Annotated in this window: 12 protein-coding genes; 8 read left to right on the top strand and 4 right to left on the bottom strand. The window is 44.8% G+C overall.

Features of this window, described 5'->3' with window-relative positions:
- Positions 1-15: 15 nt before the first annotated feature.
- The gene (locus OA34_RS13690) at positions 16-1,017 is read right to left on the bottom strand and encodes a glycosyltransferase (RefSeq protein ID WP_286682931.1); all 1,002 of its coding nucleotides are present in this window, start codon (positions 1,015-1,017) and stop codon (positions 16-18) included.
- Between the two features lie 132 nt (positions 1,018-1,149).
- On the opposite strand from OA34_RS13690, the gene OA34_RS08250 reads away from it, so the two are divergent.
- Positions 1,150-2,349 (top strand): O-antigen ligase family protein, encoded by a 1,200-nt coding sequence (locus OA34_RS08250; protein ID WP_039674258.1) that lies wholly within the window; start codon positions 1,150-1,152, stop codon positions 2,347-2,349.
- Here OA34_RS08250 and OA34_RS08245 read toward each other — a convergent pair.
- From OA34_RS08245 to OA34_RS08235, 3 genes are read right to left on the bottom strand one after another with little or no spacing between them, the layout of a single operon-like run.
- On the bottom strand, positions 2,319-3,416 hold the full coding sequence (locus OA34_RS08245; RefSeq protein WP_039674256.1) for a glycosyltransferase family 4 protein: 1,098 nt from the start codon (positions 3,414-3,416) through the stop codon (positions 2,319-2,321). The genes OA34_RS08250 and OA34_RS08245 overlap by 31 nt on opposite strands.
- A complete protein-coding gene (locus OA34_RS08240; protein WP_039674254.1) occupies positions 3,413-4,306 on the bottom strand; it encodes an ELM1/GtrOC1 family putative glycosyltransferase in 894 nt (297 codons plus the stop codon). Before OA34_RS08240 ends, OA34_RS08245 begins: the two co-directional genes overlap by 4 nt.
- Complete coding sequence (locus tag OA34_RS08235) at positions 4,303-5,193, bottom strand: lysophospholipid acyltransferase family protein (protein WP_039674252.1); 891 nt, start codon at positions 5,191-5,193, stop codon at positions 4,303-4,305. Before OA34_RS08235 ends, OA34_RS08240 begins: the two co-directional genes overlap by 4 nt.
- 63 nt (positions 5,194-5,256) lie before the next feature.
- On the opposite strand from OA34_RS08235, the gene OA34_RS08230 reads away from it, so the two are divergent.
- Genes OA34_RS08230 through gmd form a run of 7 tightly spaced genes read left to right on the top strand, consistent with a single transcriptional unit; the run spans position 5,257 to position 13,142 of the window.
- A complete protein-coding gene (locus OA34_RS08230; RefSeq protein WP_039674250.1) occupies positions 5,257-6,045 on the top strand; it encodes a 3'-5' exonuclease in 789 nt (262 codons plus the stop codon).
- Complete coding sequence (locus OA34_RS08225; RefSeq protein ID WP_039674248.1) at positions 6,042-7,418, top strand: phosphomannomutase/phosphoglucomutase; 1,377 nt, start codon at positions 6,042-6,044, stop codon at positions 7,416-7,418. The genes OA34_RS08230 and OA34_RS08225 overlap by 4 nt, the downstream gene beginning before the upstream one ends.
- 8 nt (positions 7,419-7,426) lie before the next feature.
- A complete protein-coding gene (locus OA34_RS08220; RefSeq protein ID WP_039674246.1) occupies positions 7,427-8,245 on the top strand; it encodes a DNA ligase in 819 nt (272 codons plus the stop codon).
- 12 nt (positions 8,246-8,257) lie between these two features.
- Positions 8,258-9,517: a nucleotide sugar dehydrogenase gene (locus OA34_RS08215; RefSeq protein WP_039674244.1), complete on the top strand. Its 1,260-nt coding sequence runs from the start codon at positions 8,258-8,260 to the stop codon at positions 9,515-9,517.
- Positions 9,518-10,684: a nucleotide sugar dehydrogenase gene (locus OA34_RS08210; protein ID WP_039674242.1), complete on the top strand. Its 1,167-nt coding sequence runs from the start codon at positions 9,518-9,520 to the stop codon at positions 10,682-10,684.
- Between the two features lie 11 nt (positions 10,685-10,695).
- Complete coding sequence (locus OA34_RS08205; protein WP_039674241.1) at positions 10,696-12,027, top strand: mannose-1-phosphate guanylyltransferase/mannose-6-phosphate isomerase; 1,332 nt, start codon at positions 10,696-10,698, stop codon at positions 12,025-12,027.
- A complete protein-coding gene (gene gmd, locus OA34_RS08200) occupies positions 12,024-13,142 on the top strand; it encodes a GDP-mannose 4,6-dehydratase (RefSeq protein ID WP_039674239.1) in 1,119 nt (372 codons plus the stop codon). The genes OA34_RS08205 and gmd overlap by 4 nt, the downstream gene beginning before the upstream one ends.
- The last annotated feature ends 2 nt before the right edge of the window (positions 13,143-13,144 follow it).

Here is a 13,144-nt window from a genome sequence, read left to right as displayed (position 1 = left end):
TCGTCTAGGCATAAACTATTTGATTCTTGTGTCGATTGAGCGTGAGTGCGAAAGCGTGCGATCGATCCCTTCGATAAACGTTTGAAATCGCTGTTTGGTTTGCTCCGTGAGTTTTTGAAACGTGCGATAGCCGTTGGTTTGGTATGCTTTTAACAGAACGTCGTTGGAGATTAACGTTCGAATCGCCTCTGCCAAGGCTTCGGGGGTATTGTTACATGTCAGCATATCGTTTTCGCCGAAAAATTCGTTGAGTGTTGCCGATTTCATCGTAATTAAGGCTTTTTGGCAGGCTAAAGCTTGGTACGCCTTGTTGGGAACGACGCTGTGCGCTTTGACGCTGTTCCCGAAAATGCCTAAAACGATATCGCTACGGCGAATTTCGTTTGCTAATGCTTCTTCCGGGATAAACTCTCCTTTCATGTCGACGTTTTGAAGTTGTAACGAATCAAATAACGCTTTCATTTTTGGATAGGTTTGTCCGTTGCCGATGATCGTAGCGCGAAAAACGACGCCTTCGTGTTCCAAAAGCGAAAATGCTTTTAAAATAACGTCGATACCGTGAAGCGGAATAAACGAACCGTAAAATAAAATGTGTTTACGCTCGTGATCTAAAGGCGTCGTTAGAGGATAATAAATCGAAGTGTCCGCTAAAACGGGAAGAACGAAATGGTGGCCTTTAAACGGTCCAAAAAGGCTTTGCCAGTACTCAAAATGTGCCTGCGTATCGGAAAGAAGGTACTTTGAAAATCTAAAATTTACCCAATCTTGAACGTATTTCCACCATGCACGAGGATTGTATTTGCCGATTTTCCGGCGATCGTAGACGTAGGTGTCGTAGTTGGAGATAAAAAAATCGTTGACGATGCGGTCGCGTTTCAAAAAATGCTTTAAAAATTGATTTTTTGAAAAAGGCAATAAGATAAAAATATCATTCTTACATGTAACGTCTTTTAAAAGATGTTTGATGATATTAAAACGCGAGTAATCTTTATTGTGACGAAAAAGATAGTGAATCATGAATATCCTTACATGTCAATTTGCAAAAGCATAACCGAAATCCATTTATAAACCTCTAAAGCACGAAGAAGTGTGAACGAAAAACGTTTTTTGATTTTGGTATAATGCGGCATTTCTCTTTTAAGGAAGCCCATGACGCTGGATCGTTCAAAAATTTTAGAGTATTTGCTTTACCTGTTGTCCGTGACGTTTTTCTTCGGTAAAATTTACCAAGTCGTCGCCGTTTTGATGCTGATCTTATTTTTGTACGACGTCATTCGCACGAAGCGATGGAGCGTCTTTAACGATACGATTTTTCAGATTTTGTCGGCGTGGTGCGGTTATCTGGCTTTAAGTGCTCTGTGGGCAATCAATCCTGCTTCGACGCTCAAGGGCGTATTAACGCTTTTGACGTGGTGCGGCGTTTACTTGGCTATTCGTACGATTTTGACGACGCAAGCGCAAATTCATGCGTTTGTTCGCTTTCAAGTTTATGTTATTTTGTTTGTCGTCTTAAACGGATTGTTGCAGTTTGCTGTTGGCTATAATCTTTTCGGTACGCCTTTACAAGCATCGCGCATCACGGATCTGCTTTCAAACGATAGAGTCTTTTCGTATATTTTCCCCTTTTGGATAGGATTGTTCGGAGCGTTGCTAGCACTTAAGGGACAAAGTCCTAAAACCTATCTTCTCTATGCTACGGCGTTAATCGGTATTTTAGTCCTATTGCCTTTATCGGGATCAAGGGGACCTTTAATTATTATGGCGATTTTCTTGCCGTTGATCGCATGGATGTCGCCTTACCGCAAATGGGCATTTGGCGTTTTAGCGGCGTTAATAATCGCTTCGGGCGGTATTATTGCGGCAACGCCGCAGTTGTGGGATAGAATGCAAACGCTCAAAAACCCTTTTGAAGACCAAAAGCATACGCGTGTCGCCATATGGAAAACGGCGTTTGAGGAGTTTAAAGACAATCCTGTTTTAGGCGTCGGATTTAAAAATTTTCGCGAAAGAGAGTTTGAATATTATCAAGATACTTTTGAAAGCCACGAGATCAACCCCGAACAAGGAAGCAGAGCCTTGCATACGCACAGCCCGTGGATGGATATTTTATCCGAGCAAGGTTTAGTCGGTATCGTTTTTGCGCTCACGCTTCTTTTTACGATTGCCAAAAAAGCGTACCGCCACGGTGCCGTTACGATCATCGGAAGTATGGGTGTATGGTATGCCTTTTCTTTGCTCAATAGCTCTTTTGTTCTTTCCAGCGGAAGGTGGTCGTTTTTTATGATTTTATCGATTGCTTTTTTTGCGATTATCGATAATTATCGGCAAGAAGAAGCAACAAAACGGTAAACCTTTACGGTTTTTTCGACCATGTTTTGTAGCGTAAAATGTTCGGCGATGTACGTATGTCCGTCAAAACGAAGCATGCGCGCTTGACGAATTTTTTGCGCCAAATCCTGCGCGTCTTCAATGGCGGAAAAGTAGCCGTTTACGCCTTCTTGAACGATGTCTAAAACGCCGCCGTGACGCGTGGCGACGACCGGCGTGTTCATGGCGATTGCTTCGGCGACGCTTCTTCCGAAGCTTTCGGGTTTTTTGGAGCAGCTGAGCGTAACGTCGCTTAGGGCGTAAATCTCCGCTACGTTATTTAAACTTCCGCAAAACAACACCGTATCGTCAAGTTCCAGCGATGCACAAAGACTCTGAAGCGACGCGGCATAGGCGTGTTTATCTTCGCGGATACCTCCGATAACGAGTCCGACGATGGTGGGAATCTCTTTTTTAAGAATCGCAACGGCTCGGATAAACGTTTCCAAATCTTTGAGTTGCGTAATGCGTCCGACCGTCGAGACGACGAAGCGATCGTGCAGTCCAAAGCGCGTTTGAAACGCTTCGATAAACGATCGATCGATCGTTGAAGGATTAAAAACCGTAAGATCGATACCCCTCGGGATGACGCTTATTTTTTCATCGGGAACGCCGTAGTGTGTTTGGATAAAGTCTTTGATCGCGCCGCTAACGCAAATCACGTGATCGGTTTTGGTCATAATCGAACTGTAAAATCCGACGGAGTTAAAGCCGTGAACGGTCGAGACGACGGGAAGGTGCAAGCAGTGATTGGCGAAAAAGACCATCCACGCCGGTACGCGGCTTCTGACATGTAAAAGATCGGGGCGTATTTTTTTCAGGGTACGGTACAACACAAAGATGCGCCACGGCGCGCTGAAGGGGTTTTTCGAGCAGACGTCGACTTTGACATGTACGCTTCCTTCACGCTCTAATCGCTCGACCAAACGACCGCCGTTGCTGATGACGACGCTTTCAAATCCGCGTTTGATCAATTCGCGTGAGAGTTCGACGACGCCGCGCTCCACGCCGCCTTCGTTGAGTTCGGGAAGCAGTTGGACGATTTTCATCTACCGATCTCCTGCGCGAAGTGTTTAAAGTCGATTTTACGGTTGCGGCGTGCAACCGTACCGTCAAACAGGTGCAAGTATCCTTCTTGCTCAAGGTTTTGAGCCATGGCAAAAAATTTAGTGTTTTTTACTTCGTCGAGCGGCAACACTTCAACGCAAGACGTACCGTAACCGATCGCTTCACTGATCATCGACGTGGAGTCGATCGTGATAAACACGACTTCGCAATGCTCCAAAAAGTCGGCGATCGGGTTGATAGGTGTTTGGGAAAAAATGACGCGGTAGGCAAAAGGATAACTTTCGACTAAGGCTTCGATCTCTTTGGAGGTTCGAGGGGATGTCGTTAGCGCGATTTCGTAGCCTTGAAAGCGTTGAAAGATAGCGTCGAGTTGGTTTTTGAGACGTTCTTTGTTCATTTTCAAAAGGGCGTTGTCTCCGCCGATAACGATACCTACAGACGGAGCTTTCGGCATGAACAGACCTTGCGGCCTTGGACGGCTAAAATTTGCCGGAAGCACGACAATGTTCGTCCGTCGTGGCGGATGATCGTGTTCTTGTGCAAAAATAAGATCGAAGTCGTAACGGTAACCTTGCGGAAGCATCATCGTGACGGACTTGATGTTGAGGGCGCGCGCAAGCGTTTTGTTCGCATAATAGGTTCCAGAGCCTGCCGAGACGATCAGATCGTAGGTTTGATGAAACGGCTCAAGATTTTTAAAAAGCCAAAGCGTGTAAATTTTGAAAAAATCAAGCACGTACGAGAGCAGTTTCAGCGTGCGACATGTAAAGGCAACGGGAAGAATATCGTAATGCGCTTCAAGGTATTCGGCAAATGCGACGGATTGGTTGAGATGCCCTTTTCGGGAGTCGCTTAAAATGAGAATCCTCACGGGCGAATCCTCCAACGATTGTGCATCCAAAACCACTGTTCTGGATACTCCCTCACGACTGCTTCGATAATATCGTTGTAGTGTTGGGTTAAGCGTGCGATTTTTTCCGTTTCGTCCCACGCTTCGCTCAAAGAAAGTTCGGCGTCGCGACCGATGATCAGTCGGTAGCGACCGCTTGCTTGACGTGCCATAAAAAGCGGTATGACGGGCGGATCGTAGCGTCGTTTTAAGAGCGCGGTGGAACTTACGGTATCGGCGGGATGTCCGAAAAAAGAGGCTTGGATGCTATTGGCGCCGCTTGCTTTTTGGTCGATCAACATACCGGCGATACCTTTGGTTTTCAGCGTACGTAAAATGGCGTTTATCGCTTGGCTTTTGTTGGCGAGCGCATTTCCGTAGAGGCTTCGAAACGGTGCGGTGATATATTTTTCGATCAAACGGTTGTTACCGCTTCGTCCGATAACGACCATCGGATAACCGTGTTTGGCTAGAAAATGGGCTAAGAGTTCCCAATTCCCGAAATGCGCGGTCAAAAGTAAAATGCCTTTACGATTATCGGAAAAACGTGCGTGGATTTCCTCAAGCGCTTCGTCGAGGTTTTCGACGGCCGCATCGATATCGAAACGGCGATGGTACATTAGTAAAACTTCCGCAAGCGTCGTGCCGACACTGGCATATGCTTTTTTTGCCAACGCTAAACGGGAGGAGGCTTCCATCTCCGGAAATGCCAACGCGAGGTTTTTAAGCGTTAGCGAACGTCTACGACGCTCGAGTCTGAAAAAAAGTGCCGCAAGGAGTTTGAACAAGCCGTAAATTGCGCTTATAGGAAGCAGCTTGGCTAAAAAGAGCACACTTTTAACGACGGCGTATTCCACGTAAATTCGCATCTCATCACTTTCATAGTAAAATTAGGCTAAAATTTTAGCTAAAACGAGCCAAGGAGAGACTTAATGATCTGCGTCTTCGACATAGAGACGATTCCCGATGCCGCGCTGATTCGAAACGTTTTAGGCTACGAAGGAGACGATTATAGCGTCTCGATGATAGCGATGAAAGAGCAAGAAGAAAAAAGCGGAAGTTCGTTTTTGCCGCTTCCTTTTCACAAGATCGTCGCCGTCTCCGCGGTGATTGCCGACGATTTCGGAATGTTCCGAAAAGTCAGCAGCATCGAGGGTGCAAACGAGCATGAAATGGTCAAAAATTTCCTCCATTTTATCAACCAAAAAAATCCTAAATTGGTCAGCTTTAACGGACGGAGTTTCGATATGCCGCTTTTGATGCTTCGCGCGATGCAATACAACCTGACATGTAGTGCGTATTTTGAAGCGGAAAACAAAGAGCTAAACAAAAATAAATGGGAAAATTACCGCGCACGCTATTCGGATCGCTTTCACGTGGACGTGATGGATCATTTGTGCGAATTCGGTGCGGTTCGAGGACTTAAACTCGATCATGTTTGCGCGATGGCGGGACTTCCGGGAAAATACGACGTCCACGGCGACCAAGTGATGGAGCTTTATTACGCGGGAGAAATCGGCAAAATCAAAGAGTATTGCGAAAGCGACGTACTCAATACCTATTGGCTGTTTTTAAAATACGAGCTTTTAAAAGGCAATCTCATTATAGAAGATTATCAGCGCGCATTGGTTACAATGCAGGAAAATTTAAAACACGACAAATCCTATACCGACGTGTTCGGCATAGCTATTGAAGAAGAATTGTACAAGGAACATCGATGAAGACGATTTTTAGGGAATATGACATCAGGGGTATCTATCCAAACGAACTGAACGAGCAGACGGTTAAATTGATCGGCTACTTTTTGGGCAAACGCATTTTAGAGGTCGGAAACGTCGTTTCGATCGGCTACGACGCACGAAGCCATTCGCCTGTTTTATGCGACAATCTAACCAGCGGTTTAAATAAAGCGGGATGTAAAGTGCTCAATATGGGACTCGTGGCGACACCCGTGAACTACTTTAGCAATTTTCAAACGTTTGAGGGGCTCACGCCTAACGCGTCTATTATGATTACGGGGTCTCACAACCCGAGCGAGTATAACGGCTTTAAAGTGACGATCGATAAAAAGCCTTTCTTCGGCGAAGATATTTACGCTTTGGGTGCCGAAATTATGCGCAATTACGAGATGGAGATCGAAGACGATCTTAGCTCGACGTTTATCAACGCCAAAGAGCGTTATATCGCTTATATGATTCAAGAGTTTGACCATCTCAAAGGCTTTAGCACGCCGTTTGTCTACGACTGCGGTAACGGCGTTGCGGGGGTTGTCGTACAGGATATTTTCAAAGGTTTAAACTTTACATGTAAAGGTTTGTTCACCGATCCCGACGGCACCTTCCCGAATCATCATCCAGACCCCACGGTGGAAAAAAACCTCAAAGACATTAAAAAAGAGCTTGAAGGCGAATTTTCTCTAGGCTTCGCTTACGACGGCGACGCCGATAGAATCGCGTTTCTCACGAAGAAAAACAACGTCAAGGGCGACATTATGGCGATTTTGTTCTCCCGTGCGATGAAAAATCCGACCGTGATCGGCGAGGTCAAATGCTCGCAAATCATGTACGACGACATCAACGCCAGAGGCAAAGCGATTATGTACAAAACGGGACACAGTAACCTTAAAGTGATGATCGCCAAAACGGGTGCGGATTTTGCGGCGGAAGTGAGCGGGCATCTTTTCTTCAACGACCGCTATTTCGGTTACGACGACGCTATTTACGCGACCCTTCGTATGATCGAATTGGTGAAAAACGGTCTTGACGTCGACGCGGAGATTGCAAAGCTACCGGTCGTTTATTCGACCGAAGAACTTAAAGTCGAAACCAACGAAAACGACAAATTTCCATTGGTCGAAAAAGTCAAAGAGCTCTTAAAAAATCCTCCCAAAGATTTTCCGGCGATTAAAGAGATCGTCGACGTCGACGGCGTTAGGGTGATTTTTAGCGACGGTTGGGGTTTGGTCAGAGCTAGCAATACGACACCCGTACTGGTGACGCGTTTTGAATCGACCGTGCAAGCGCATGCCAAACTCTACGAGCAAAAGCTCAATGCGTTGATCGCGCAGGCAAAAGAGATGTTGGCATCGCATTAAGAGTGCCGATGCGTAAGGTTGTTTTTATCTGTTTCGTATCGCTTTGCTTTTGTTTTGCCGCTAAGCCGGATTTGATGCTTTTGGAAGAGTGGAAAGACCAAAACGTTTCAGGCTGGTTGATGAGCGAGAAAATGGACGGCGTACGCGCTTATTGGGACGGGCAAAAGTTGATTTCGCGCGGCGGCGTCGTTTTTGCGGCTCCGACGTGGTTTACCGAAGGATTTCCGCCTTTTGCGGTGGACGGAGAGTTGTGGAGCAAGCGCGGAGAATTTTCGAAAATCGTCTCGATCGTCAAAAAACAAGAACCGCACGAAGGATGGAAGGAGATCGCTTTTTACGCGTTTGACGTTCCTTTGGAAAGCGGCGGTTTGGTGCAGCGTTTGGTCAAGCTTGAGTATTATCTCAAACTCAATCAAGCCGATTATCTTCATGTCGCAAAACAAGTGACATGTAAAGACAACGACGATTTGCAACGTTTTCTAAGCGAGGTTGAACAAGGCGGCGGCGAGGGTGTCGTCGTTCGCAACCCCGATGCCAAATACGTTGCCAAACGCGATCCGAACGCCTTGAAAGTGAAACGTTTTTACGACGCCGAATGCGTCGTCACGGCACTACATCCGGGCGAGGGAAAATACAAAAAAGTTTTAGGCTCGCTGACATGTCAAAACGACGAAGGCGTTCGCTTCGATATCGGTTCGGGTTTTAGCGACGAAGAGCGAAAAAATCCTCCGGCGATCGGAACAAAAATTACGTACAAATACAAAGAGACGACGTCCAATCAAAAACCGCGTTTCCCCGTGTACGTGAGAATCAAAGAAGAGATTTAAAAGGTAGTGGTTATGGATAAAATTGCAATCATCGGTCTGGGTTACGTCGGGCTTCCCTTAGCCGCAGAGTTTGCTAAGCAATACCCCGTCGTCGGCTTCGATATTTTTCAAGCACGTATCGACGAACTTTCCCAAGGGTACGATCGTACCTTAGAACTCACAAGCGACGAGCTCAAAGAGGCGTTACGTTGCGGCATCAGCTTTAGCACGAATCTGGAAGATATGCATTCGTGTACGATTTTTATCGTTACGGTTCCTACGCCGATCGACGCAAGCAATCGTCCCGATTTAACGCCTCTGATTAAAGCCAGTCAAAGCGTGGGAAAAGTTTTGAAAAAAGGCGACATCGTCATTTACGAAAGCACGGTGTATCCGGGCGTGACCGAAGAGGTTTGCGTGCCCGTTCTCGAAGAGGTTTCGGGCTTAACGTTCAATCGCGACTTTTTTGCGGGTTATTCGCCCGAGCGTATCAATCCGGGCGATAAAACGCATACGGTTAAGCATATTTTAAAAGTGACTTCGGGTTCTACGCCCGAAGTTGCCGAAAAAGTCGATGCGCTTTACCGTAGCATTATCGTCGCCGGAACGCATAAAGCCTCTTCCATAAAAGTCGCCGAAGCGAGTAAAGTTATCGAAAACACCCAACGAGACGTGAATATCGGGTTGATCAACGAATTAGCGCTTATTTTTAATACGATGGGAATCGATACCAATGAAGTTTTAGAAGCCGCCGCGACGAAATGGAATTTTATTAAGCTCAAACCGGGGCTTGTCGGAGGACATTGCATCGGGGTCGATCCGTATTATTTAACGTACAAAGCCGAAGAGTTAGGCTATAAACCCAATCTCATTCTCGGCGCGCGCCAAATCAACAACAGTATGGGAAAATACATCGCCGATAAAACGATTAAGCTGATGATCGAACACGATACGAAAATTAAAGACGCCAACGTGCTTATTTTGGGCTTGACCTTTAAAGAAAATTGTCCGGATATTCGCAATACCAAGGTCGTCGATATTATCGAAGAGTTAAAAACGTTCAAATGCAACGTCGATGTTTACGATCCGTGGGTCGATCCGGCCGAAGCAAAGTTACATTACGGCTACGATTTGATTGCCGATCCGTTTGAAAACGATAAAAAATACGACGCCATCGTCGTTGCCGTAGGTCACCAAGCGTTTGTGACCTTGCCCGAATCGGAGTACCGACGCCTCAGTAACGTCTTAATCGACGTCAAAGGCATCCTCAAAAATCCAACGTGGAGATTGTAAGTGAAAATAACCGTCGTCGGAACAGGGTATGTTGGGCTTTCAAACGGTATTTTATTGGCACAGCATCATGAAGTGGTTGCCCTTGATATTGTTCCTGAAAAAATAGCGATGATCAATGCCAAGATCTCCCCGATTGAAGATAAAGAGATTGAAGAATACTTGAGAGAAAAACCGCTTCGTTTTAAAGCGACGCTGGATAAAGAGGAGGCGTATCAAAATGCGGAGTTTATTATCATCGCAACACCCACAGACTACGATCCTGAGACGAATTATTTTAATACAGCGTCGATCGAGAGTGTTGTTCAAGATATTTTAACCTACAATTCAAGCGCAACGATGGTGATCAAATCAACGATCCCCGTGGGGTATACCAAAAATGTACGTGAGCGTTTTAATACTCAAAATATTATTTTTGCGCCTGAATTTTTACGCGAAGGCAAAGCCTTGTATGACAATCTTTACCCTTCTCGCATTGTGGTGGGAGAAAAGAGCGAACGCGCACAAAAATTCGCAGCATTACTCGTAGAGGGCGCTTTGAAAAAAGATATTGCGATTGAGTTTACCGAATCAACGGAAGCCGAAGCCATCAAACTCTTCGCCAACACCTATCTTGCCATGCGCGTTGCTTTTTTTAATGAGCTTGACTCCTACGCGCAAATTCATGGATTAAACACCAAGGAGATCATTGAAGGTGTTTGTTTAGACCCTCGCATTGGGAATTTTTACAACAATCCTTCGTTTGGCTACGGTGGCTACTGCCTGCCCAAAGACACCAAACAACTCTTAGCCAATTACAATGAGGTGCCTAATAATCTTATTCGCGCCATTGTTGATTCCAATAGCACGCGTAAAGATTTTATAGCGAGTTCCATCATCAAACAAAAACCAAACGTCGTAGGCATCTACCGTCTCATTATGAAAGCAGGCAGTGATAATTTTAGAACCTCTTCCATTCAAGGTGTCATGAAACGTATTAAAGCCAAAGGGATTGAAGTGGTAGTGTATGAGCCTGTTTTAAAAGAGGAGAAGTTTTTTAATTCCCGTGTGATTAAAGAGCTAGATGCTTTCAAAAAAATGTGCGATGTCATCGTCTCAAATCGTTTATCGCCTGAGCTTGACGATGTGAAAGCGAAAGTGTATACGAGAGATCTATTTGGAAAAGATTAAAAGGAAAAGCGTTGATTAACTTAATACTCTGTGGCGGAAGTGGTACACGACTTTGGCCGCTTAGCCGTACATTGATGCCCAAGCAATTTGTAAAATTGTTTGAACATAAATCACTTTTTCAGTTGACGATTGAGCGCAATAGTACGCTTTGCGATGAACAGTTTATTGTCTCTAATAGCGAGCAATACTTTTTAGCACTCGATCAACTGGAAGAACTTGGAACCGTTCATAATCGCTACTTACTTGAACCTATTGGTCGTAATACCGCTCCTGCTATTGCACTTGCGTGTATGGCTTTAAACCAAGAAGAGATCGTGTTGGTCACCCCAAGCGATCATCTGATTAAAGACCACATAGCCTATATCAAAGCGATTCAAGAAGCTGAAATGCTAGCCAAAGAGGGTTTTTTAGTGACGTTTGGCATTAAGCCCACCTTTGCCGAGACAGGGTTTGGATACATTGAAGCAAGTGGCATCGATGTCAAAGCCTTTCATGAAAAGCCTGATTGTAAAACGGCAGAAGCCTATCTTAAAGCGGGTAATTACTACTGGAACAGTGGCATGTTTTGCTTTAAGGCAGGTGTTTTTTTGAGCGAACTTGAAGCGTATGCACCGCAAATTTTTCTTACATGTAAAACAGCGTATGAAAATGCTAAGAGTGATGGGATGATTCGTATTCTTCATGAAGATATGCTCTGTATTCCTGAAGATAGCATTGATTACGCGGTGATGGAAAAAAGCCAAAAAGTGAAAGTGATACCCAGTGATATAGGCTGGAGTGATGTGGGAAGTTTCGATGCGCTTTGCCAAGAACTCGACAATGATGGAAGTAATAATTTTGTTATCTCTCCTAAACATGTAAGCTTGATTGATGTGCATGATTTGATTGTGATTGACACCGAAGATGCCCTCTTGATTAGCCAAAAAGGGAGTTCTCAAAAAGTCAAAGAGATTGTGGGACGACTTAAAAAAGAGCATGTTGAACTTACCACAACGCATAAAACGACGCATCGTCCTTGGGGAACTTTTACGGTATTAGAAGATAAATTAGGCTATAAAATTAAAAAAATTATGGTCAAACCCGGTAAGAGGCTGAGCCTTCAAAAGCATTTCCACCGCAATGAACATTGGATCGTTGTGAGTGGAACAGCCACGGTTCAAGTCGAAGAAAAGACGTTTCTTGTGAGAGAAAATGAGTCGACCTATATTAAAGCAGGTGAGATTCACCGCCTTGAAAATCAAGGTAAAATTCCACTGATTCTGATTGAAGCGCAAGTGGGCAGTTACACGGGTGAAGATGATATTGTAAGAATAGAAGATGATTATAAAAGGGAAAATGTATGAATCAAAAAGTAGCACTGATTACAGGTATTACGGGACAAGACGGAAGCTATTTAGCAGAATTTTTGCTTAAAAAAGGGTATATTGTTCACGGTCTTAAACGAAGAAGTTCGCTTTTTAATACGGATAGAATCGATCATCTTTACCAAGACCCCCATGTCGAAAATAGAAATCTTATCCTTCATCACGGCGATATGACCGATAGTATGAATTTAACGCGTATCATCCAAGAGACACAGCCTGATGAGATCTATAATCTTGCGGCGATGAGTCACGTGGCTGTTTCATTTGAAACGCCTGAATACGTAGCCAATGCGGATGGCACAGGAACGCTTCGTATCTTAGAGGCGGTGCGTCTTTTAGGCTTAGAGAAAAAGACAAAAATCTATCAAGCGAGTACGTCTGAACTTTACGGTAAAGTGCAAGAAACCCCACAGAGCGAGACCACACCGTTTTATCCAAGAAGTCCTTATGCCGTAGCTAAAATGTATGCTTATTGGATTACTGTTAATTACCGAGAAGCGTATGGTATGTTTGCTTGCAACGGTATTTTATTTAATCATGAAAGTCCTGTACGCGGAGAGACGTTCGTAACGCGTAAAATCACGCGAGCGGCTAGTAAAATCGCTTTAGGACTTCAAGATAAGCTCTACCTTGGGAACTTAGATGCTAAACGGGACTGGGGACATGCTAAAGATTACGTCAAAATGATGTGGATGATTCTTCAAGCAGAAGAGCCGGAAGACTGGGTGATCGCTACTGGGCAAACGACGATGGTGCGTGATTTTGTACGTATGGCGTTTGGCTATTGCGGTATCGAGCTTGAGTTTAAGGGTGTTGGCGTGAAGGAAGTCGGTATCGTCAAAGCATGTTCCAATCCGCTTTACCAAGTTGAAATCGGGAAAGAGGTGGTAGCAGTTGATCCTCGCTATTTTAGACCGACTGAAGTGGATCTGCTTTTAGGCGACCCCAGTAAAGCAGAGCAAAAGTTAGGATGGACGAGGGAGCACAACCTTGAGGATTTGGTCAATGATATGATGAAAAGTGATCTTAAATTGATGACCAAAGATGTTTATCTCAAAGAAGGCGGCTATAAAATTATGAGTTATTTTGAGTAAGA

This window comes from Sulfurospirillum sp. MES, from assembly GCF_000789415.1.
Lineage (GTDB): Bacteria > Campylobacterota > Campylobacteria > Campylobacterales > Sulfurospirillaceae > Sulfurospirillum > Sulfurospirillum cavolei.
Note: the sequence above shows the minus strand (reverse complement) of the source record. Positions and strands in the feature narration are given on the sequence as shown.